The organism is Arsenicicoccus sp. UBA2120 (assembly GCF_002330965.1).
GTDB lineage: Bacteria > Actinomycetota > Actinomycetes > Actinomycetales > Dermatophilaceae > Arsenicicoccus > Arsenicicoccus bolidensis.
On the sequence record NZ_DCYC01000080.1, the window covers coordinates 38,433 to 61,159 of the forward strand.

Annotated in this window: 18 protein-coding genes and 1 riboswitch; of the genes, 10 read left to right on the top strand and 8 right to left on the bottom strand. The window is 72.0% G+C overall.

The genetic code is table 11. From position 1 onward, the window contains the following. Positions 1-65 precede the first annotated feature (65 nt). Positions 66-791 carry a DUF559 domain-containing protein gene (locus B2P18_RS13570; RefSeq protein WP_286961158.1) on the bottom strand — a complete coding sequence of 242 codons (726 nt, stop codon included), beginning with the start codon at positions 789-791 and terminating at the stop codon, positions 66-68. A 442-nt stretch (positions 792-1,233) separates the two neighbouring features. On the opposite strand from B2P18_RS13570, the gene B2P18_RS13575 reads away from it, so the two are divergent. The 5 genes from B2P18_RS13575 to B2P18_RS13595 all read left to right on the top strand — a co-directional run bounded on the left by B2P18_RS13575 (position 1,234) and on the right by B2P18_RS13595 (position 7,263). Next, entirely contained in the window at positions 1,234-2,526 is a 1,293-nt protein-coding gene (locus B2P18_RS13575; protein ID WP_205621867.1) for a sensor histidine kinase, read from the top strand. Next, positions 2,523-3,197 (top strand): response regulator, encoded by a 675-nt coding sequence (locus B2P18_RS13580; RefSeq protein ID WP_019286590.1) that lies wholly within the window; start codon positions 2,523-2,525, stop codon positions 3,195-3,197. Before B2P18_RS13575 ends, B2P18_RS13580 begins: the two co-directional genes overlap by 4 nt. A gap of 133 nt (positions 3,198-3,330) precedes the next feature. Then, positions 3,331-4,095, top strand: coding sequence for an ABC transporter ATP-binding protein (locus B2P18_RS13585; protein ID WP_239265490.1), 765 nt, complete (start codon positions 3,331-3,333; stop codon positions 4,093-4,095). Continuing rightward, the gene (locus tag B2P18_RS13590; protein WP_286961160.1) at positions 4,092-6,701 is read left to right on the top strand and encodes an FtsX-like permease family protein; all 2,610 of its coding nucleotides are present in this window, start codon (positions 4,092-4,094) and stop codon (positions 6,699-6,701) included. Before B2P18_RS13585 ends, B2P18_RS13590 begins: the two co-directional genes overlap by 4 nt. 49 nt (positions 6,702-6,750) lie before the next feature. After that, on the top strand, positions 6,751-7,263 hold the full coding sequence (locus B2P18_RS13595) for a hypothetical protein (protein ID WP_029211979.1): 513 nt from the start codon (positions 6,751-6,753) through the stop codon (positions 7,261-7,263). 137 nt (positions 7,264-7,400) lie between these two features. Here B2P18_RS13595 and B2P18_RS13600 read toward each other — a convergent pair whose 3' ends face one another. After that, entirely contained in the window at positions 7,401-7,715 is a 315-nt protein-coding gene (locus B2P18_RS13600; protein ID WP_019286587.1) for a DUF4235 domain-containing protein, read from the bottom strand. Between the two features lie 38 nt (positions 7,716-7,753). After that, positions 7,754-7,859, top strand: a riboswitch (TPP riboswitch). Positions 7,860-7,906: 47 nt separating this feature from the next. On the opposite strand from B2P18_RS13600, the gene B2P18_RS13605 reads away from it, so the two are divergent. Beyond that, positions 7,907-8,572, top strand: a complete 666-nt coding sequence (locus tag B2P18_RS13605) for an ECF transporter S component (protein WP_029211981.1) — start codon at positions 7,907-7,909, stop codon at positions 8,570-8,572. After that, positions 8,553-10,793 (top strand): ATP-binding cassette domain-containing protein, encoded by a 2,241-nt coding sequence (locus tag B2P18_RS13610; RefSeq protein WP_286961163.1) that lies wholly within the window; start codon positions 8,553-8,555, stop codon positions 10,791-10,793. Before B2P18_RS13605 ends, B2P18_RS13610 begins: the two co-directional genes overlap by 20 nt. Positions 10,794-10,985: 192 nt before the next feature. On the opposite strand, the gene B2P18_RS13615 is transcribed toward B2P18_RS13610, so the two are convergent. From B2P18_RS13615 to B2P18_RS13630, 4 genes are read right to left on the bottom strand one after another with little or no spacing between them, the layout of a single operon-like run. Further along, a complete protein-coding gene (locus B2P18_RS13615; protein ID WP_019286583.1) occupies positions 10,986-11,852 on the bottom strand; it encodes a hypothetical protein in 867 nt (288 codons plus the stop codon). After that, complete coding sequence (locus B2P18_RS13620; protein ID WP_286961166.1) at positions 11,849-12,517, bottom strand: signal peptidase I; 669 nt, start codon at positions 12,515-12,517, stop codon at positions 11,849-11,851. Before B2P18_RS13620 ends, B2P18_RS13615 begins: the two co-directional genes overlap by 4 nt. Continuing rightward, positions 12,517-13,542 carry a hypothetical protein gene (locus B2P18_RS13625; RefSeq protein ID WP_286961168.1) on the bottom strand — a complete coding sequence of 342 codons (1,026 nt, stop codon included), beginning with the start codon at positions 13,540-13,542 and terminating at the stop codon, positions 12,517-12,519. Before B2P18_RS13625 ends, B2P18_RS13620 begins: the two co-directional genes overlap by 1 nt. 24 nt (positions 13,543-13,566) lie before the next feature. Beyond that, on the bottom strand, positions 13,567-13,938 hold the full coding sequence (locus B2P18_RS13630; protein ID WP_286961170.1) for a hypothetical protein: 372 nt from the start codon (positions 13,936-13,938) through the stop codon (positions 13,567-13,569). 232 nt (positions 13,939-14,170) lie between these two features. Here B2P18_RS13630 and B2P18_RS13635 point away from each other — a divergent pair, with 232 nt between their 5' ends. Next, on the top strand, positions 14,171-15,013 hold the full coding sequence (locus B2P18_RS13635; RefSeq protein WP_286961171.1) for a helix-turn-helix transcriptional regulator: 843 nt from the start codon (positions 14,171-14,173) through the stop codon (positions 15,011-15,013). 4 nt (positions 15,014-15,017) lie between these two features. On the opposite strand, the gene B2P18_RS13640 is transcribed toward B2P18_RS13635, so the two are convergent. Further along, complete coding sequence (locus B2P18_RS13640; protein ID WP_019286579.1) at positions 15,018-16,415, bottom strand: MFS transporter; 1,398 nt, start codon at positions 16,413-16,415, stop codon at positions 15,018-15,020. A gap of 103 nt (positions 16,416-16,518) precedes the next feature. Beyond that, complete coding sequence (locus B2P18_RS13645) at positions 16,519-17,880, bottom strand: MFS transporter (RefSeq protein WP_029211988.1); 1,362 nt, start codon at positions 17,878-17,880, stop codon at positions 16,519-16,521. A gap of 282 nt (positions 17,881-18,162) precedes the next feature. Between B2P18_RS13645 and B2P18_RS13650 the strand changes: the two genes are divergently transcribed. Then, entirely contained in the window at positions 18,163-18,993 is an 831-nt protein-coding gene (locus B2P18_RS13650; RefSeq protein WP_239265506.1) for a helix-turn-helix transcriptional regulator, read from the top strand. Beyond that, complete coding sequence (locus B2P18_RS13655; protein WP_286961174.1) at positions 18,990-22,727, top strand: nitrate reductase subunit alpha; 3,738 nt, start codon at positions 18,990-18,992, stop codon at positions 22,725-22,727. The genes B2P18_RS13650 and B2P18_RS13655 overlap by 4 nt, the downstream gene beginning before the upstream one ends.

Genomic DNA, 22,727 nt, shown 5'->3' on the forward strand with positions numbered 1-22,727 from the left:
CCCATTTGTCGCCTCTCAACGTGGGGGCTGGGCGGAGCGACCCACCTGGGAGGCCCATGCCGGCGTCACGCCACCCCTGGACGCCACCCGGCGCGCACCAGGGCACGCCGCACGATCGCCAGGGCGTCGGGGGTGCGGCCGTTGACGTTCCTGCTGATGAGGCGCTCGCAGTCGTACCCCGCATCGCGAAAGGCCCTCTCCCGGGCCACGTCTCGCTCCCAGGTCTTTTGACGCTCCACGTGGTGACGACCGTCGTACTCCACCACCAACCGCCACCGCCTCCAGAACAGGTCCACGATCCCCAGCCACCCTCCCTCGTCCGTCACGGTCACGTTGAGCTCCGGCTCGGGCAGGCCCCCGCGCACCAGCTGAAGTCGGGTCTTGGTCTCCATGGGACTCGCCGATCCAGGACGGATCTCCAGCAGGGCCGCCCGCGCCGTGCGCACGCCGCGCATCCTGCGAGGCAGGACGCTCGCAAGGTCCCCGACGGTGCGGGTGGAGCGTGGTCGAAGGATCCAGTCGCCCGCTGCGATCAGCTCGTCCACCGACAGCGACGAGGCTGCGTCGGCCCAGGTGTGGAGGTCATCGGTGCAGGTCAGGCCGTTCTCCAGCAGGATGGTTCGGCGTCGCTGCAACCCTCGGTGGTTGACGATCCCCGGCCGCTCGAGGTGGAACTGTCCGCTCCGGGTGACCACGTGAACCGGCTCGTCCGGTGTCCACCGCGTCGGCCAGGGCATCCCCATGAGTCGGGCGGCCGTCACGTTGCTGAACGCGTGCGCCGGCGGCAGCACCGGTAACGCGTCCTTCGCGGCCTGCTCGATGCCAAGGAGAGGGAGCGGGGATCTGACGCCGTGATGAGGGGCTCGAGTGTCGGACGCTCGGAGTCGATCGCGTGAGACCCCGGATGCCATGGCGTCGGACGTCCTGAAGGGCTCGGCATCATACGGGTCGGGCAGGGGAGAAGGTGAGCGCACGCAAACTATCGTAAATGGCAACAAATGTAGTCTGAGAGGTTATCCACAGCGCTGCCGCCGCCCAATGAGAGGCGACAGATGGGGGTTATGACGCGCCCAGAACCCCCATCTGTCGCCTCTCAACGAGTGGTGGGGGGCCGAGAGCGCAGGGCGTGGGGGTGGGCGTCGGCGGGGGCGGTGGCAGAGGACCCAGAGTGGAGGGGGAGGATCAGACCGCGGTATGACGACCCGGCGCCGCCCGCACCTCTAGCGTGGAGGGATGCGTGCGTTCTTAAGGCTCCAGCGGTGGCTCCGCGAGCACGTCATGCTGGTCGACGCCTTCTGGGCGGGGGTCGTCACCCTGCTCTGCCTCGTCGTGTCGGCAGGCGTGCTCGACGAGCTCACCGTCGGCTGGGTGGGCTGGCTCGCGTGGACCCTCCTCGGCACCAGCCTGCCCCTCGTGTGGCGCCGCACCAGGCCCGACCCGGCCATTGTGGCGGTCGCGCTCGGCTGCGTGGTCCAGCTCGTGATCGCTGACAACGTCATGCCCCAGAACCTCGCGGCGCTCATGATGCTCTACGCGGTCGCGGCCCACGGGCACCCGCGGTGGCGCTACTGGTGGCTCGCGGCCGCGCTGGTCGGCGGGGTGGTGGGCGCCTGGGACTGGACCTACAACTGGGTCCGGCCTGCCGGCGCGCAGCGCGTGGAGTACGCCGTCATCAGCTGGGTGTTCGTCGCCGCCATGAGCGTCGCGTGCTTCGTGCCCGGGGCCCTCGCGAGGCAGCGGCGCGACATGGTGCAGAGCCTGCGCGACCGGGCGGACTCCCTGGAGCGCGAACGCGACTCGATGGCGCGCCTCGCCGCGCAGGAGGAGCGGGCCCGGATCGCGCGCGAGATGCATGACGTCGTCGCGCACTCGCTCAGCGTGATCGTGGTCCAGGCGGACGGAGCGTCGTATGCCGTGGAGCACGGTGACGTCGACGCCTCGCGCATGGTCGCCGCCCGGACGCTCGCCACGATCGGCGACACCGCCCGGGGCGCGCTCGGCGAGACCCGGCGCCTCGTGGGGGTGCTGCGCGAGGAGGGGGAGGCGGCGGCCTACACCCCGCAGGCCACGCTCGAGCAGGTAGAGGAGCTGGTGGCGCACGTCAACGACGCGGGCTTGCCGGCGACCCTGACGCAGGTCGGCGACGAGCGGGTGCACGAGGCGCTCGGGCCGGCGCAGCAGATGGCGGCCTACCGCGTGGTGCAGGAGGCGCTGACCAACGCCCTCAAGCACGCGGGACCGGCGGCGACCGTGCGGGTCGAGCTCGCTCACCACCCGGACCGGGTCGAGCTGGCCGTGCGCGACACGGGTCGGGGTCCAGGTGGCGGGTCGGACGGGCGCGGCCATGGGCTGATCGGGATGCGCGAGCGGATGGCGTCGATCGGCGGGACCTTCACGGCCCGGGAGCGGGTCGGGGGTGGCTTCGAGGTGCTTGCTAGCCTGCCGACGCGGGACCCGGAGGCGCCGCCGACGGCGCCCACCGTGCCGGTCCCGGTCACGACGGGACGACGACGGGAGCGCGAGTGAGCGACGAGCAGATCAGGCTGCTGCTGGCGGACGACCAGGAGCTGGTGCGGATGGGCTTCCGGATGGTGCTGGACGCCCAGCCCGACATGCAGGTCGTGGGTGAGGTGGGCGACGGCGCGGCGGCGGTCGAGCTGGCCGCGCAGGCCGACGTGGTGCTCATGGACATCCGGATGCCACGCATGGACGGCGTTGAGGCGACCCGACGGATCGTGGCCTCGGGCGCCGCGGCCAAGGTCCTCGTGCTCACGACCTTCGACCTCGACGAGTACGTCCACACCGCGCTCAAGGCCGGTGCCGGCGGCTTCCTCCTCAAGGACGCGGGCCCGGCGGAGCTGCTGGCCGCCATACGCGCTGTGCACCAAGGAGACTCGGTCGTCGCCCCGAGCGCGACCCGGCGCCTGCTCGAGAGGTTCCTGCCCGGGCTGCCCGACGAGCACGAGCCCCTGCGGAGCGCCGAGGAGCGGCTCGCCCCGCTGACCGAGCGGGAGCGCGAGGTGCTGCTCGCGGTGGGGCAGGGGCGCTCCAACCAGGAGATCGCGGCCGAGCTCTATGTGGCCGAGGCCACCGTCAAGACCCACGTCGGGCGGATCCTCGCCAAGCTCCACCTGCGAGACCGGGTGCAGATGGTCGTCCTCGCCTACGACACAGGGCTCGTGCGACCGCAGTCGTAGGCCCGCTGCGCCCGTGGTCCTCGGGTCGCCCCCGGGGTCGAGACCGCAGGTCGATCCGGGCGACACCGGCCGCTCCCTAGCGTCGACATCGACCGCGCACCAGCGATGTCCGACGACCAGACGGAGCGACCCGATGACGACCACCAGCCCGACCACCAGCCCGACCACCGTGACCCGCGCGGCCGTGCGCGCGCGTGACCTCACCAAGACCTATGGCAGCGGCGACACCCGCGTCGTCGCCCTGGACCACGTGGACGTGGAGATCGCCGAGGGGGAGCTCACCGCGATCATGGGCCCGTCGGGGTCCGGCAAGTCGACGCTGATGCACTGCGCGGCGGGCCTCGACGACGTCACGAGCGGGCAGGTCTGGGTCGGCGACACCGACCTCACCACGCTGGACGACACGCGGCTGACGCTGCTGCGGCGCGAGCAGGTGGGGTTCGTCTTCCAGGCCTTCAACCTGCTCCCGACGCTGACCGCCGAGGCCAACATCACCCTGCCCCTGCGCCTCGCGGGCCGCACCCCCGACCGCGAATGGTTCGAGCATGTGGTGCGGGTGCTGGGCCTGACAGATCGTCTGGGGCACAAGCCGACCGAGCTCTCCGGCGGGCAGCAGCAGCGCGTGGCGGTGGCCCGCGCCCTCGTCATGCGGCCGCGCGTGATCTTTGCCGACGAGCCGACGGGCGCCCTCGACAGCGTGACCGGGCACGAGCTGCTGGACTTCCTTCGGCGCTGCGTGCGTGAGCTGGGCCAGACCGTCGTGATGGTGACCCACGACCCCGGGGCCGCGACGTATGCCGACCGCGTGCTGCTCCTCGCGGACGGTCGCATGGCGGGGGAGCTGCGGCACCCCACCGCCGACGACGTGCTGGCCGCCCTGCGCGGGCTGGGGGCGTGATCGCCGTGCGCACCTCGATCTCCCTGGCGGCCAGCATGATCCACGGTCAGGCCCGGCGCTTCGTCAGCGTCCTGGTCGCCATCACGATGGGCATCGCCTTCGTCGCGGCCACGTTCATGGTGGGCGACACCTTCCGCGAGTCCCTGGCGCGCGACGCCGCCGGCTCGGTGGGCCGAGCGAGCGTGGTCGTCACCACGCCGGACGGGTCCTCGGGCGTGGGGGGCGCGCCTCGCGGCGGCCCGGCCGTCATACCCCCCGGGCTCGCCGCGCAGGTGACGCGCGCCTACCCGGGTGCCTCCGTGCGCACGGTGGTCGGCGGGGCCGTCCAGCAGGACCTCGGGGGTCGCGAGGCCTCCCTCGTGCTGCGGTCAGTGCCGCAGCTGTCCGGGACGACGACGCTCACGGCCGGACGCCTGCCCGCCCGCCGCGGCGAGATCGCCGTCGTGGACTGGGTCGCCTCGGCGCGCAAGCTCGCCGTGGGCAGCACGACCCGCCTGCTGCAGCGCGGCACCGGCACCAGCCCTGGCACCGGCACCGAGCAGCGGCCGCAGGAGGCCCGTCCGGCCGAGGCCACGGTCGTCGGCATCGTCAAGCCGGGGCGTGACGTCGTGCAGGGCCAGGGGATGCCGGTGGCCTTCGCCCAGGACCAGGACATCTGGGCCTGGACGGGCACCACGGGCTATCGGGAGCTCGACCTGACGCAGGCTCCGGGCGGCGCGGCCGTGGACGACGAGCAGCTGCGCGCCTCCGTCGCCGGTCTCCCCGCAGCCAAGGGCCTCACGGTCCGCACCGGCCAGCAGGAGAAGGACCACCGCGTGACCCAGATGGTCCAGGGCGTCACGCAGCTCACCGCGATGCTGCTCGTCTTCGCGCTCATCGCCGTGTTCGTCTCGGCGCTGGTCATCGCCAACACCTTTGCGATCCTCGTCGCCCAGCGCACCCGTCAGCTCGCGCTCCTGCGCTGCATCGGCGCCGAGCGGCGGCAGGTGCGCGGGTCCGTCGTGGCCGAGGCGCTGCTCGTCGGCGTCCTCGGCTCCGTCGCGGGGCTGGCGCTCGGCGCGGGTCTGGCGGCGACGCTCGTGCAGCTCTCGCACGGCACCGACATGGACCTCGGCAGCCTGGTCGTCACCCCGCTCGCGGTCCTGGCTCCCCTCGCGACGGGCATCCTGGTCACCCTCGTGGCGAGCCTCGCCCCGGCCCGCGCGGCGACGCGCGTCAAGCCGCTCGCGGCCCTGCGCCCCGAGACCGCGACGCGGGTGCGGCGCGTCCGCGCCCTGCGCGTCGGGGTCGGATCGGTCCTCGCGGCAGGTGGGTTCGGGCTGCTCGTGCACGGCGCCCTCCAGCACCAGCTCGTGACGGGCATCCCCGGTGGACTCCTGTCCTTCCTCGGCGTGCTCATGGTCGCCCCCGTGGTGGTGCCCGGCCTCGCCCGCGCCGTCGGTGCGCTGCCCGCCCGCCTCGGCGGCGTCCCCGGGTCGCTCGCCGTCGACAACGCCGGCCGCAACCCCGCTCGGGCCGCGGCCACCGCGAGCGCCCTGCTCGTCGGGGTCACGCTGATCACGATGATGAGCGTGGGCTCGGCGACAGGGGTGCGCTCGGCCACCGACGCGCTCGACAAGCAGACCCCCGTGGACGCCCTCGTGCAGGCGCCGCAGGGCCTGGCGCAGCGTGACCTCGACACCCTGCGGCGCAGCAGCGTCGTCGGTGCGGCCACCCTCGTCGTCGACGCCCCGGCCACGCTGACCCACGGCGGACGGCCGGTGCACGTCGGCCAGAGCGGTGGGCAGAGCGACGGTCAGGCCGGCGGATCGAGCGGCGGGCAGACCACCGTCACCGGCGCCGACGACGCGGCGGTGCAGGTCTCGCGCCGGCCGCAGCTCTTTGCCGGGCTCGACGACCACACCGTGCTCCTGCCGGCGAGCTCCGGCCTGCGGACCGGCGACACCGTGACCCTCGCCCACGGCGCGACGCGGCTCGACCTGCGCGCCGACGTCAGCGCGGACCATGCGGACGCACCGGTCGTCACGGCGGCCACCGTGCGGCGCCTCGACCCCCAGGCCAAGGGGTCCGCGTGGATCAGGTTCGCCGAGGTCAAGGACGCGGCCACCGCGTCGGAGCAGCTCGCCCAGGACGCCGTCGCCATCCAGGGCGCCCAGGTCCAGGGGGTCGCCACCCAGCGCGCCGAGATGGAGCGGATCATGGACGTCGTCCTGCTCGTCGTCACCGGCCTGCTCGGCATCGCCGTGCTGGTCGCGCTGGTCGGCATCGGCAACACCCTCGGCCTCTCGGTGCTCGAGCGCACCCAGGAGTCCGGCCTGCTGCGCGCCCTCGGCCTCACGCGCCGCCAGCTGCGCAGCACGCTCGGGCTCGAGGCGCTGACGCTGGCGGGCGTGGGCACGATCGTGGGGCTCGCGCTGGGGGTGGCCTACGGCCTCGGCGGGGCCTACGCGCTCTTCGGCAGCGAGATGACCATCACCACCGAGATCCCTTGGGCGCGGCTGGGGCTCGTCGCCGCAGTGGCGCTCGCCGCGGGGTGGCTGGCGTCCGTCATACCGGCTCGTCGGGCCGCGCGGGTGAGCCCGTCCGCGGCGCTGGCCACCGACTGACACGCGGCTCCCAGGCCCCGGGCCTAGGCTGGCAGGAAGGAGGGACGAGATGGGTCGGGTCGAGCGCGAGGTCTACGCCGCGGCCACGTCACCGCGCCACGTGCGCGCGCTGACGGTCGGTGCCGGCACGCTGCTCGCCGCCCTCCCGCTGCCGGCGCCGCTACGCGCGGGCCTCGGGATCGCGGGCTACCTCGGCGGACTCGCCCTGCCGGCCGACCACGTCCCGACCGACGAGCCCGACCACCTGTGGCACCTGCGCCGCCAGGTCGGGGCGGTCGGCGACTGGCTCGACGACCGCCGGGGAGCGCTCGGCTGGGACGTCGAGACCTGGCTCGACCGGGTGCTGGCGCGGGCGCGCGGCGTGCTCGACGACCCGAGGCTGGTCACCGACCCCGAGCGGCTGGCGGGCCTGTCCCGGCTCCTGCTCGTCGAGCTGCCCGAGGTGCTGCGCGACGGCGACGACGTGGCGCTCGAGCCCGACCCGACCCGGCGCCGGCTGCGGGTGGCGCTGCGGCTGGACCAGCTCGACCGGCGGCTGGCGGCCCTGCGCACCCCCGCCTGATCGCCGCCACGTACCCCAGGCCCGAGGCCGCCACGCACCCAGGCCCGCAGACCCCCAGGCCCGTCATACCGCCCAGCAGCAGCGAGTCGCCCCGACCGATGGACCGGTCGGGGCGACTCGCGTGACGGACGGGGTGATCAGGCCTTGTTGGTGCGGGCGTCGATCTGCGCCTGCAGGTCGACGTCACCGATGTCGTTGCTCTGGCGCTTGACCGCGGAGACGAACCCCTTGGCCGCCTGACGCTGCGCCACCAGGCGCGCGATGCCGATCACGAGACCGGAGAACGCCGCGAAGGCCAGCGCTTCCTTCCAGTCCACGTCGGGGTTGGTGGGGTCGGAGGGGGCCTCCTTGCCCGTGGCCTTCTGCCAGCCCGAGTTGACGATCTTGTTGGCCACCATGCCGGCCAGCATGGCGGCGCCGGTGCCAATGAGCTTCCACACGTTAGGTCCCATGCGTTGAGTCTCACACGATCTTCGCGGTAGCGTCACGTTTCACACGACAGGGGAGCGCAGATCGCGCTGAGAGTGCGGGCGACCGCAGACCCTCCGCACCTGATCCGGTTAGCACCGGCGCTAGGGAGTCGGATTCTCGAGGCGACCCGAGGGGTCACCTTCCCTCTTGGTGACCGACCAGGAGATCTCGTATGCCGAACACCACCGGCTCCGCCGCCACCGCGCGGCCGGGCCAGCACGCACGACCGTCCGCGCTCGCCACGGGGGCCCTCATGTCATGGCGAGGCATCGACCTCGTCCTCGGCGCCGTCCTCGCCGTCGCGCTGGGCGTCGCCTTCTGGGGGTGGGACAGCACCCTCTACCACGTCGTCGAGGCGGCCGCCGTCGGCTATGCCCCGATCGGCTCGCTCGCGCTCGGCGTGTGGGTGCTCCCCGCCGTGGCCGGCGCGCTGCTGATCCGGCGTCCCGGCGCGGCCCTCTACGTCGAGCTGATCGCCGCGAGCGTGGAGACGCTGCTCGGCAGCAAGTGGGGCTGGCTCGTGATGCTGTCCGGGCTGCTGCAGGCGCTCGGGGTGGAGCTGGCGATGTGGCTGTGGCGCTGGCGGCGGTTCGACATGGTGGCCGCGGTGCTGGGCGGCGTGCTCGGTGCCGTCCTGGAGATCTGCCTCTACGAGTGGTGGCAGTACGTCCCGCAGCTCGCCTGGATCCACAAGCTCGTCTACCTCGGCTTCGGCATGGTCTCGTGCGCGCTGATCGCCGGGCTCGGGGGCGCCGCGCTGGTGCGCGCGCTGGCCCGGGCCGGCGTGGTCGACGCCTTCCCGGCGGGCCGCGAGGCGCGTGAGTCCCACGGCCGCTGACGCCTCCCTCGAGCGTGGTCTCGACCTCGACGAGGGTCCGAGGGGGGCTCTCGTCGAGGTCGACGACCTCACCTGGCTCCCGTATGGCGCCGCCCGCCCGGTCCTCGACGCGGTGTCGCTGCGCGTGGCGCCGGGGGAGCGGGTGCTGCTCGCGGGCGCCAGCGGGTCCGGCAAGTCGACCCTGCTCCGGGCGCTGGCCGGCGTGCTCGCCGACACGGGTGGCGGTGACCAGACGGGGCAGGTGCGGGTGTCGCGGCAGGTGGGCCTGCTCCTGCAGGATCCCGACGACGCGGTGGTCGCGCGGACCGTGGGGCGCGACGTGGCCTTCGGCCCCGAGAACGCCGGCGTGCCACGCGGGCCGCTGTGGGAGCGGGTGCGGGCGGCGCTGGACTCCGTGTCCTTCCCGTATGCCGTGGACCGCGAGACGCGCGCCCTGTCCGGCGGCGAGACCCAGCGCCTCGCGCTCGCGGGCGTGCTCGCCCTCGACCCGGGCCTCGTGCTGCTCGACGAGCCGTGCTCGATGCTCGACCCCGAGGCCGCGGAGGCGGTCCGGTCGGCGGTGGCCCTGGCCGTCGCCGAGGTGGGGGCCACCCTGGTGGTCGTCGAGCACCAGCTCGCGCACTGGGTGGACGTCTGCGACCGGCTCGTCGTGCTGGGCGACGGCGGTCGGGTGGTGGCGGACGGCCCGATGACGTCGACGCTGGCCGCCGAGGGGGAGCGGCTGGCGGAGCTGGGCCTGTGGGTGCCGGGGGCGCCGCCGCCGGCGTCGATGGAGGTGGCGACCGGGCTGGTGACGCCGGTCCGGCCGGGCGGGGTGACGGCGTCGATCGACGCGGTGCTGCGCCAGGTGCAGCCGGGGCTGGCCTCCTGGCAGGCGGTGCACCCGCCGCAGCTCGTGCTGCGGGACGTGGCTCTGGAGGCCTCGCCGGGGGAGGCGGTGGCCGTCACCGGTCACTCGGGCGCCGGCAAGTCCACGCTGGTGGCCTGCGCCGCCGGGCTGCTCGAGCCGACGTCCGGCACGGTGCGGCTGGGGGCCGGCGACCGCGAGGCGCCGCATGGCTGGCGGGCTGCGGAGCTCGCCGCAGCGGTCGGGTGGGTGCCCCAACGACCCGAGCTGCCGATCACCGCCCGGACCGTCGTCGACGAGGTGATGCTGACCGGTCGGGCGCTCGGCCAGGACGAGGACGCCCTCGCAGCCCGGGCCGGGGCGCTGCTCGAGGTGCTCGGCCTCGGCGACCGCCGCGACGCCGACCCGCACACCCTCTCGGGGGGCGAGCAGCGACGCCTCTCGCTCGCCGCCGCCCTCGCCCACGGCCCGTCCGTGCTCCTCCTCGACGAGCCCACCGTCGGCCAGGACCGCCACACGTGGGCCGCCGTCACCGGGGTCGTCGAGGCGGCCCGCGCCGCAGGGACGACCGTGGTGGTGTCCACGCACGACCGCAGCCTGGCGTCGCGCTGCACCCGCGAGCTCGTGCTCGCGAGGCCGCAGGCCGGCGCAGAGCCGGTGCGCCGTCGTGCGCAGGGGCTGGCGGCATACGCCTCGGCCCTGCCGCTGATGCTGGTGAGCCTGGTGGCGATGGTGGTCGGGTTGGTCGTGCCCACGGTGCCGGCGGGGCTGGGTCTGCTCGGGGCCGAGCTGGCGCTGCTCCTCGTGCTGTGCGGGGTGCGCTGGCCGCAGCCGGTGCTGCGGCTCACCCCGGTGGCGATCGGCGCGGCCTCGTTGTGGTGGTCCAACTGGTGGTGGGCCGAGACGCGTGATCCCGTCGCGGCGCTGCTGCCCGCGCTGCGCATGACGTCGGCGGCGCTGCCCGGCGTGGTGCTGGCGGGCTACCTCGAGCCGTTCTCGCTGGGGGACCAGCTCGGGCAGCGACTGCGGCTGCCGGCACGTCCGGTGGTGGCGGCGGTGGTGGCGCTGCAGAGGTTCGACCAGCTGCGGTCGACCTTTGGCGACCTGCGCGCGGTGCGCCGGGCGCGTGGTGTCCTGGGGCGGGGGGTCAAGGACGCGGTCGTGCTGACCTTTGCCCTGCTGGTGCAGGCGTTGCGGCAGGCGGGGCGGCTCGCGGTGGCGATGGAGGCGCGGGGCTACTCGTCGCCCGTGGTGCGGTCGGGGCGGCGCACGTGGGCGGAGCCCGCGCGGTGGGGCCGGACGGACCTGTGGGTCGTGGTGTGCGCCGTGACGCTCGCCGCCGCGGCGGCTGTGGGGCACCTTCTGGGGAGGTAATGGATCCCTAGTCCTGGTGACGGGTCTCGACTACTCTGGGTAACGCCTAGTGGGTATCAGCAACGTCATCCGTGACGCCCCCACGGCCAGCGGGTCGGGCTCCCGAGGGGGGAGTCCGGCCCGCCTCGGCGTCCGCCGCCGAGTGGTCAGTTCTGGCCACGGGTAGGTGCTTGGCATCTGACCAGTGGGCGGTCAGGGAGTCGGTATCTGACCAGTGGGTGGAAGGGGTGTGCCGGACGCGGTGTCGTCTTCGTCCTCGCGCCGTCGTCGGGCCAGGGCGATCAGCAGCATGCCGACGCCCACGGCTGTGCCACCCGCGGCGAGAAGCACGATCACGTCGGCCCCCGTGTGCGCCAGGGCTCCGGAGAGCGGCCCCGAGGACACGCCGAACGCGTCCCCGCGGGGCACCGAGCCGTCACTGCCACCTGTCTGACCCACGTCTGCTCCAGTCACGTCGGTGCTCGGCGGAGCGAGATCGGCCGGCGTCATCGCCATCGACACCCTGATCGGATCCGTCCACGTGTGATTTTCGGCCAGCGTCCGGTCGACATCGCCGACGGCGCCCGCCAGGAGCGCGGCAACCTCCACGCGGACGACCTGGCCCGGGCGGACGGCGCCCGTGGTCAGATCTCCTCCCCTCGCGGCGAGGCTGGCGGCGGTCGGCGAGGTCTCGGTCGGCGTGGCGGCGCCGCCGATGCCGGCGGCCAGGTGCAGCACCTCGGCGAGCGGGTCGGAGACGGCGTCGCTGCCAGGAACGGCCCCGATCGTCAGCATGGCGGTGTCGGGGGAGGCATTCTTGACGTACAAGGCTCCGCCGACTGTCCGGCCCGGGACCAGGCGCTGGCCCGCGTGGAAGATGCCCGTGTCCAGAGTGGGCTCCCACGGTCCGGTCGGGCTGGTCGACACCAGGAGGTAACCCAGGGTCGGGTCGGCGGCCACGGCTGCGGCCGGCTGCGGCATACGAGCTGCGGCCTGGGCGACGCCGGGAGAGGCGAGGGGGGACCCGAGGGCGACGGCGAGCACGGCCGCGGCGGCGGGGCGCGCGAGTCGTCGGCTCATGGCTCGTCCTTCGGGGTTGCGGGATCGGCGGGGGCGGTGGCGTCGGACGGAGTGTCCGTGACGGCCTCGGCGCGCAGGCAGCGGGCGCGCAGCAGGCCGACGAGCTGCCACAGGGCGTAGGTGAAGAGCGCGCCGGCGACGATGATGATGCCGCGGGACTTCTGGTCGCGGTTGAGGGCGTTGGCGACGTAGCCGACCTTGGGCAGGTGGTAGACCATGACCCCGCGGATCTGCTTGACCGTCTTGACCTCGAGGTCTTCGTCGGGGTTGTGGTCACCCTTGGTCTTGATCTTGTGGACCCCGTCGCTGTCGACCGAGATCGAGGTGATCCGGTGGGTCACGAGCGAGTTGTCGTCGGGGCGGGGGAGGAAGGTGATGACGTCGCCCTGCTTGAGCCGGGCGACGTCCTGCTCGGTCTCCACACGCTTGACGATGACCTGCGAGCCGATCGGGATGGTGGGCTCCATCGAGCCGGGCAGCACGGTGAGCGGGACCCACTTCATGACCAGGGGGACCACGACCATGAGGGCCAGCAGGCCGATGGCGATCGTCGCGAGACCGCCGACTACGACCGACACCGCGAGGCGCACGGGGGCCGGCAGGGCCGGCCGCGTCACGCGACGCGCTCCACCCCGGGGCGGGGCGGCGGTGGGCAGGGCGCTCATCAGTAGCCCCACATCCCCACGTTGGGGTTGGCGGCCGTGGCAGGGGAGCCGCACGTCCAGAAGCTTCCGCTGGTGGGGCGCGTCGCGTACCACATCACGGTGCTCTCGGCGTACTTCGTGCTACCGGCGACGGGGTAGACACGCACGACGAACTCGTAGGTGCCCGGGCCATACCCGGCGTTGTTCATGGCGATATAGCTGACCCACTGGTCCCGGTCGTTGGCTGGGATCCCGCCCTGGACCAGCTTGAAGGGGACGGTCGAGCCCTTGGGGCGAGCCCAGACCTCCCACCGGTTGATCGCCGGGGTGCTGCCTGACGAGCTCGTGGCGGCGTTGGGCCAGGCCCAGTACAGTCGCACGTTCTCGGCCAGGCCCGTGGTGCAGACGTTTCCGTCGGAGCCCAGCATCGGGGAGGGGATCGAGATGACGTAACGACTCGTCCAGGTCCAGTCCTTGGTCGCCGTGCCGGCCACCGAGACGGCCCGGCCGGTGGTCGTCACCTGGAACTCGCGACCTGCGAACCTGTTGTAGCGGTCGTAGTCGGTCCCGCTGGGCTTGACGATCACGCAGTGGGACGTTGAGGAAGCCTTGGCGAGGGGCGTGCGGACCGCGGCGGTCACCGGCGACACGGCTGTCGTGGCGGCCGTCCCGAGAGCTGTCTGCCACAGCGCGGTCGTCGACGAGCATCCCGTGTAGTCGTACTGCACCCTGTTGTTCAGGAAGTCGCTCGCCATGGCACTGGTCGTGGGGGTGCTAGGCATCGCCGTCAGGTTCACCTGGTAGGGGCGGTACTCGAGGCCGTAGCCGGCGTCGTTCTTGAGGGTCGCCTTGAGCGCGTCCGTGAACGGCTTGGTGACGGGGACGTCCGTGGGCGTCAGAGTAGGCGTGCCCATCGTCATCCTGGGGACGACGCTGGTGCGGGTCTCGGTCCACCGTGCCTGGGTGTCACCGGTGGGCGCCGCGATGACGGCGGTCGCCGCGACGGCGGTGACGCCGAGCGTGGCCAGGACGCGCCGACGGGACATGGGGTGCCTCCAGGGATCGGTGGATCAGTTCTGGGTGAGGGTGAAGGGCAGGTTGCGGGTGGACACCGAGGTGCCGTTGAGCGTCGTGTTCCACCATCCGCTGCCGCCGGCCGGCTCGGTGCGGGCCGCGCCGGTGCTCGTCGCGCGAACCGTGTACTTCATGGTGGCGAGGTAGGTCGCGCCGTTGTGGGCCGAGGTGATGGCCCACTGGTTGGTGCCGGTGCTCGTGAGGTTGGGCGCGGTCCCGACGGGCGTCAGCGTCACGACGGAGCCGTTGTTGACGTTGACCTCGGAGACCAGGGCCGCGGTGCCGGTCAGGGCTGCCGGGGCGGTCGAGAGGGTGGCCTTGAGGTTGGTGCCCGCGGCCTGGACCGTGATGGGCAGCGTGATCGTCACCTGGTCGCCGGGGGCGAAGGGGTGAGAATCTGTCCGATTGACCGACTCCCAGCCGACCACCGCGACAATCGGGCATGAACAGACGTCGAGAGGCGCCGGAATGGTCTTGGGGTTGACGGATCGTGTCCGCCGCCCGAGCCGGAGGTCTCCGCCACGGCCGGGCCGGCTGGCACTACGCTGATCGTTCAAGGGCCGCCATCACCGAGCGGTCGTAGCACGCTGGAGGCAGGCCATGCCCAAGGATCGCGAGGCGCTCCTCTCGTCGGCGGTCCGCCGGTCCATCACCGACCTGGTCGCCGCCGATCCCGACCGTTGGACCGCGAGCCGGCTGGCCGAGGAGCTCGACCTGCACGTCACGACCGTGCGCTTCCACCTCGACCAGCTCGAGCAGGCCGGCGTGCTGGAGTCGGGCGTCGAGCGACGCGACCGGCCGGGCCGTCCCAGCAAGGTCTATCGCCGTCGCGCCGAGGCCGTGCCCGTCGACACCGCCGCGTATGTCGTCCTCGCGGACGTGCTCGCCGAGACGCTGGGCGGCGACGAGGACGCCCGCGTGGAGGCGGCGACGCGGGCCGGCGAGGCCTGGTCACGCCACCATCTGGACCACGTGGCCCCGGAGGGGTCCCAGGGCGAGGTGCCGGTGCGCGAGCTGCTCGACGTCCTGGCGCGGTGGGGCTACCCACGCGAGACGGTGACCGTCGAGGGGGACCCCGCCGGGCGGTGCCAGGCCACGTTGACCCACTGCCCGATGAAGGCCGCCGCGGTCCGGCACCCCGACGTCGTCTGCGCCATACATCTCGGTCTGGTCCGGGGATCCCTCGAGGGGCTCGGCGTCCAGGACCCGGCCGTCCGGGTGACGCCCATGGTCGCCCCCGACGTGTGCACCGTCGAGATGAGCGGTGCCCTCCACGCCGGCGAGCAGGTCGCCGAGGGTCTGGACATCGACCACGTCCGCCGCCGCCCGGAGGCCGCGAGCGCAGACGCCACGACCTCCGATGTCACGAGCCCGGACGCACCCAGCCCGGACGCGACGGAGGGCCGGTCGACGAGCGACCGGCCCTCCGAGGCGACGAGCTGAGCGATCAGCCGGGCTTGGGAGCCCCCTTGCGGGCGTAGCGCATCCACGTGATCGCCACGCACATGACGGCCCAGACGACGCCGACCCAGTAGAAGAGGGTGGCGCCCATGATGCCGATGCCGAGGGCGAAGAAGAACGGACCGAAGGCGGCGATGGCGGCGGTCCAGCCGATGACGCCGCCGGCCTGACGCTTCTCGAAGATCATCGGCATCTGCTTGAACGTCGAGGCGTTGCCGATCCCCGAGAACAGGAAGATCGCGAGCATTCCCCACAGGAACCGCGTGAAGTCACCCTGCAGCGCCGCGGCGGACGAGGTGTCCGGGGTGAGCGCCGGGATCGTGTAGACGATCGAGGCGATCAGGCCGAGGCCGGAGATGAGCGTCCAGATCGCGCCGCCCATGCGGTCGGTCAGCGGGGAGAACAGCATGCGGGCGAGCGCGCCGACCAGCGGGCCGAGGAAGACGAACTTGACCGGGTCGGGGACCGAGTAGCCCTCGACGAGGATCTTGGCGGCGGCGCCGGAGCCGGACACGATGTCGGCGTTGCCGGAGCCGTAGAGGTTGCCCATCAGCAGACCGAACTGGGCGGCCAGGCCCGAGAAGGTGCCGAAGGTCATGATGTAGATCAGCGTCATCCACCAGGTGTCCTGGTTGCCGAAGATGTCGAACTGCTGGCGGACGTTGGCCTTGACCGGCACGGACTTGAGCGCGAACCACGCCCAGGCGGCGCCGATGAGGATCAGCGGGATCCAGATGAACGCGGCGTTCTGGTACCACACCTGCGTGTTGGGCTTGCCCGCGACCTTCATCGCCTGTGAGCCGCCGAGGAACCCGATCATCGAGAAGCCGATGAGCCACGGCGTGAGCAGCTGCACGAGGGAGACGCCGAGGTTGCCGATGCCGGCCTGCAGGCCGAGCGCGGTGCCCTGCATGCGGCGGGGGAAGAAGTAGGACGTCGACGGCATGAAGCCGGAGAAGGCGCCACCACCGATGCCGGCGAGGAAGGCCAGGACCATGAGCTCCCAGTAGGGGGCGGAGGGGCTCTGGACGCGCACGCCCCACCCGAGGATCGGGAAGACGAGGAGCAGCGTGGTCAGCGCGACCATCTTGCGGGTGCCGAGGATGGGCGGCAGGACCATCCAGACGATGCGCAGCAGACCGGCGGCGAGGCCGGGCATCGCGGACATCCAGTAGAGCTCGGTCTTGCTGAAGCTGTAGCCCAGGGCGTTGAGCTTGGGGATGACCGCGCTGGGGAGGTACCACGCTACGAAGCACATGGTGAGGGTGAACGTCGTGATCGTGAGGGTGCGCCAGGCGAGTGCCTTGTCCCAGGTCTGGTCGTTCTCGGGATCCCAGGACTGGAGCCACTCGCCCCCTTGGCGGGAGCTGGTTGCGGTGCTCATGGGTTGTCTACTCCACGGGTGCTGAGGTGGTGGGACGTCTCGACCGTATGACGGGACGCGGGCTGGTGCAGGGTGGTGGGTGGGTTATGCCTGTTGGGGTGTCTCACGCGGGGTGGCGGGAGGGCTCGGGGTGCGGCTGGTCGAACTGGTCCGCGAGGTGGGGGGACCGGTCGTGGAGCATCCGCACGATCGTGAGGTGCATCCAGATCAGGCACACGGCGGTGAGGAGGAACAGGACGAAGAAGGTGCTGGACGGGAAGCCTGACCAGGACTTGGTGTAGGCGAACAGCGGCGGGAGGAAGAACCCGCCGAGGCCGCCGAGCATGCCGACGAGGCCGCCGACGGAGCCGACGTTGTCGGGGAAGTACTCGGGGATGTGCTTGTAGACGGCGGCCTTGCCGACGCCCATGGCGCAGCCGAGGAGGAAGACGACGATCGTGAACGGCACGATCGAGATCGCGTAGGGCAGGTGCTCGGTCTGGGAGCCGTCGGCGTGGTTGATGGTCAGGTGGCCGTTGGGCATCATCAGCAGGCCCGTGGTGGCGAGCATGACCCAGAAGGTGCCGTACATCGCCTTGCGCGCGCCGAAGCGGTCGGAGAACCAGCCGCCGACGGGGCGCAGCAGGGACGCGGGGAAGATGAACAGCGCGGTGAGCAGGCCGGCCGTGCTGAGCGAGACGCCGAAGGTATCCATGTAGTAGTTGGGCAGCGTGCTCGAGAGGGCGACGTAGGCGCCGAACACCGCGACGTAGTAGAGGCTGAACCGCCATACGCGCACCTGCCGCAGCGGGGCGAGCATCTCGTCGAGGGGCTTGGAGGCGCCGGGCATGCGGTCGGTCGAGGGGGTCCCGAACCACGTGGCCGCCGCGAGGAGCACCAGCAGGACGGAGTAGATCACCGGCACGAGGCGCCAGCCGCCCTGGACGACACCGAGGTACGTGGCTCCGGCGGTCGTGGCGATCAGCGGCGGGCCGATGAACTTCGTGACCGAGGCCCCGACGTTGCCGGCACCGAAGACGCCGAGCGCGAAGCCCTGCCGACCACGGGTGAACCAGGCGGAGTTCCACGCGATGCCCGAGGAGAAGGAGTTGCCGGCGAAGCCCACGAGGAAGGCCAGCAGCAGGAGCATGCCGTAGCTGTGCGCCTGCGAGACGAGGTAGGCCGGGACGGCGCTCGCGAGCAGCAGCACGGTCATGACCTTGCGGCCACCGATGCGGTCGGTGATCATGCCGGCGGGCAGGCGCCACATCGAGCCGTTGAGGATCGCCGCGGCGAGGATCCAGGAGTACTGCTCCTCGCTGAGGTGCAGCTCCGCCCGGATGGGCTTCTGCAGGATGCCGAACATCATCCAGACGGCGAACATCACGGTGAACGCGGTGGTCGACCAGGTCAGGACCCGGTTGGCGCCGACGGGCTGGCTCTCGTGGGACGTGGTCGTCGGGGCGTCGGTGGCGGGTGTGCTCACGACGTGCTCCTTGCTCCAGGCATTAATAGGATCAGGCTGTATGGCGGAGACGCTGCTGGTGCAGTCGCCGCGAGACGCCCGGCTCAGGCCCTGCGAGGCATTGCGCGGAGGATCTCACCAGCAAGTTTGGCACAGCCTCCGAATATAGAGGAGGGCACCCCCCCTCTGTCGTGGCATCGCTGGTCCGGCTATGCTGCAGGCGTGCTCCTCTTTTTGGAGGAGGCATGCACCGATGGCGTCGATGACACCGGTGCACCGTGACGGGCGACCGCAGGAGAGGCGATGAGGAGCGTGGCGCAGGAGCTCCGGTGGGGCCCCGAGGCCGACGGCCGCCCGAGCCTGCTGGCCCCGTCCATGCGCCGGCGCATCATCGACGTCCTCGCCTCCGCGCCAGTCACGGTCCACGGCCGCCCCGGGCTCGCCGCGCAGGACATCGCCACCCGCCTCGACATCCACGTGACGACCGCGCGCTTCCACCTGGACGTCCTGCTCGCGTCGCACGTCGTGGAGGCCCGGTCCGAGCGCCTGGGGACCGTGGGGCGGCCGCGCAAGATCTATCACCTCGTCCCCGCGGGGGTGCGGCTGCACCCGACGCACCGCGAGCTGTCCGCCCTGGTCACCTCCTGCTGGGGGCTGGCGGAGCCGGCGGGCTCGGAGGCGATGTTCCCCGCCGCCCGCGCCTGGTCCCGCGAGCACGCCGACGTCGAGCCGCCGGCCTGGGCGCCGGCCGCGACGCCGGGGGAGTGGCTGGTCACCGTGGAGCGCCTCGTGCAGACCATGGCGCAGTGGGGCTTCCGGCACGACATCTCGCTCGGCGAGGGTGGCCGCACCGTCGACCTCGAGCTGCGGGCCGCGCCCTTCCTCGCGATCGCCGCCCGGCACGCGCCCGTCCTCTACGCCTTCCGCCGCGGCCTGATCACCGGGGTCCTCGACCGGCTCGGCGAGCCCGAGGTCGACGTCGTCATGACGCCGCACGACGACATCGCTGTCACCACGGCTCACCTGACGACGCGGACCCCCTTCCGGCATACGGTGGGGACAGGCCTCCCGGGGCCGGTCCTGCCACCCAGCACCACGACCCGACGACGCGCCAACCGCAGGAGAGACGCATGAGCACATCGACCCATCGCGGAGGTCGAGGCCCCTCGGGCATCGACACCCCCCTCGCCGAGGCCCTCGTGGGGACCCGGCGGTTCTTCACCAAGGGGGAGGTGAGCCCCGACAAGCGGACCCTGCACCAGATCGGCGGCCGCAAGGCCGACGCGTTCTACCGCGACCGCTGGAGCCACGACAAGGTCGTGCGGTCCACCCACGGCGTCAACTGCACGGGCTCGTGCTCGTGGAAGGTCTACGTCAAGGACGGGATCATCACCTGGGAGGCGCAGCAGACGGACTACCCGTCGACCGGCGGCGATCGCCCGGAGTACGAGCCCCGCGGCTGCCCCCGCGGCGCGGCCTTCTCCTGGTACACCTACAGCCCCACCCGGGTCCGCTACCCCTACATCCGCGGCGTGCTGCTCGACATGTACCGCACGGCCAAGCAGGAGTACGGCGACCCGGTGCTCGCCTGGGCCTCGATCGTGCAGGACGAGGACAAGCGTCGTCGCTACCAGTCCGCCCGCGGCAAGGGCGGGCTCGTGCGCGCGAGCTGGGGCGAGGCGGCCGAGATGGTCGCCGCCGCCAACGTGTTCACGATCAAGCGCTGGGGCCCGGACCGCATCGCCGGCTTCTCGCCGATCCCCGCGATGTCGATGGTCTCCTACGCCTCCGGGGCCCGGTTCACCGAGCTCATCGGCGGCACCATGCTCTCCTTCTACGACTGGTATGCCGACCTGCCGGTCGCCTCGCCCCAGATGTTCGGGGACCAGACCGACGTCCCCGAGTCGGGGGACTGGTGGGACGCGGGCTACCTGATGATGTGGGGCTCCAACGTCCCGCTCACCCGCACGCCCGACGCGCACTGGATGACCGAGGCGCGCTACCGCGGGCAGAAGGTCGTCGTCGTGTCCCCGGACTACGCCGAGAACGTCAAGTTCGCCGACGAGTGGCTGGCGGCCCAGCCCGGCAGCGACGCGGCGCTCGCGATGGCGATGGGCCACGTCATCCTCAAGGAGTTCTTCGTCGACCAGCAGGTCGAGTTCTTCCAGGACTACACCAAGACCTACACGGACCTGCCCTACCTGGTCTGGCTGGACGTCGAGGAGGGCGCGGACGGCGGCCAGGTGGTCACGCCCGGCAAGTTCGCCGTGGCCGGCGACGTCCCCGGCGGCCCGGAGTCCGGGTCCGAGAACGCCATGTGGAAGCCGATGCTCGTCGACGAGCGCACCGACGAGGTCGTCGTGCCCCGCGGCTCGCTCGGCCACCGCTTCGGCGACGAGGGCATGGGGCAGTGGAACCTCGACCTGGGCGACGTCAGCCCCCGCCTGTCCCTGCTCGCCGACGGCGCCGAGACGCTCGAGGTGTCCCTGCCGCGCTTCGACGCCCTGGACGGCCAGGCGACGCTGCAGCGCCGCGGCGTCCCGGTGCGCCGCATCGGCGACCGCTACGTCACGACCGTCTTCGACCTCATGCTCGCGCAGTACGGCGTGGCCCGCCCCGGCCTGATCGGCGACTGGCCGACCGGCTACGAGGACGTCACCGGCGCCTACACCCCGGCCTGGCAGGAGGACATCACCGCCGTCCCCGCCGACAAGGTCGCCCGCATCGCGCGCGAGTTCGCGCAGAACGCCGTCGACACCCACGGCCGCTCGATGATCCTCATGGGCGCTGGCACCAACCACTGGTACCACTCGGACCTGATCTACCGCGCGATGCTCGTCCTCACGACGATCACCGGCTGCCAGGGCCGCAACGGCGGCGGCTGGGCGCACTACGTCGGTCAGGAGAAGGTCCGCCCGCTGACCGGCTTCCAGCACACGGCCTTCGCCCTCGACTGGCAGCGCCCGCCGCGCCACATGATCCAGACGGCCTACTGGTACCTCCACACCAGCCAGTACCGCTACGACACCTACACCGCCAACGACATCGGCGCGGGCCGAGGGGCCTTCCCCGGCAAGACGGTGGCCGACCTGGTCGCTCAGTCCGCGCGGCTCGGGTGGATGCCGAGCTACCCGACGTTCAACCGCTCCTCGATCGCGTTGCCCGACGAGGCGGAGGCGGCCGGGATGGAGGTCCCGGCCTACGTCGTCGACCAGCTCAAGAAGGGCGAGCTGAGCTTTGCGGCCGAGGACCCCGAGGCCGAGGAGAACTGGCCGCGCGTGCTGATGATGTGGCGCGCCAACCTGTTCGGCAGCTCCGCCAAGGGTGACGAGTACTTCCTCAAGCACCTGCTCGGCACGGACCACGGCGTCAACGCCGAGGAGGCGCCGGCGGACAAGCGCCCGGCGGACGTCGCCTGGCCCGAGCGGGCCCCCGAGGGCAAGCTCGACATGCTGATGACGATCGACTTCCGCATGACGAGCTCGACCCTGCTGTCCGACGTCGTCCTGCCCGCCGCCACGTGGTACGAGAAGAACGACATCAACACCACGGACATGCACCCGTTCATCCACTCGTTCAACCCGGCGATCGCCCCGCCGTGGCAGAGCCGGTCGGACTGGGACGCCTTCGTCACCATCGCCGAGACCTTCAGCGAGCTCGCCGGGACCCACCTCGGCACCCGCAAGGACCTCGTCGCCAAGCCGCTGTGGCACGACACCCCCGAGTCCATGGCGACGGTGCACGGCCGGGTCCTGGACTGGAAGGCCGGCGAGTGCGAGCCCGTCCCGGGCAAGACCCTGCCGGTCCTGGCCGTGGTCGAGCGGGACTACACCAAGATCCACGACAAGATGACCTCGATCGGCCCGCTGCTGGACAAGCTCGGGACGACCACCAAGGGCGTAACCTACGACGTCAAGCGCGAGGTCGACTACCTGCGGCGCAAGAACGGCGTCGCGAGCCGCGGTGCCGGGCAGGGCAACCCGCGCCTCGACACCGCTGTGGACGTCGCCGAGGCGATCATGGCGCTGTCGGGCACCACCAACGGCCACCTCGCCACCCAGGGCTTCAAGACCCTGGAGAAGCGCACCGGCCACCAGATGCACGACCTGGCCGCCGAGCACGAGGGCAAGCAGGTCACGTATGTCGACACCGTGGCCGCCCCCGTCCCCGTCATCACCTCCCCGGAGTGGTCGGGCTCGGAGTCGGGCGGTCGCCGCTACAGCCCGTTCACGATCAACATCGAGCGGCTCAAGCCGTTCCACACACTGACCGGGCGCCAGCAGTTCTACCTCGACCACGACTGGCTGCAGCGGATGGGGGAGGCCCTGCCGACCTACCGCCCACCGCTCAACATGACCCAGCTGTTCGGCGAGCGCCCGCTCGGCGAGGTGTCGGAGTCCGACGCAGGAGTGGCGGTGTCCGTGCGCTATCTGACCCCGCACAACAAGTGGTCCATCCACTCGGAGTACCAGGACAACCTGTTCATGCTGTCCCTCGGTCGCGGCGGCCAGTCGATCTGGATGTCCGACAAGGACGCCGCCAAGATCGGGGTCAAGGACAACGAGTGGGTCGAGGCGGTCAACCGCAACGGCGTCGTCGCATCCCGCGTGATCGTCACGCACCGGATGCCCGAGGGCACGATCTACATGCCCCACGCGCAGGACCGCCTGATCGACGTGCCCCTCACCGAGCACAACGGCAAGCGTGGCGGCATCCACAACTCCATGACCCGGATCATGGTCAAGCCGAGCCACATCATCGGCGGCTACGCCCAGCTGTCCTACTTCTTCAACTACATCGGGCCCACGGGCAACAACCGTGACGAGGTCACGATCATCCGCAAGCGCTCGCAGAAGGTGGAGTACTGA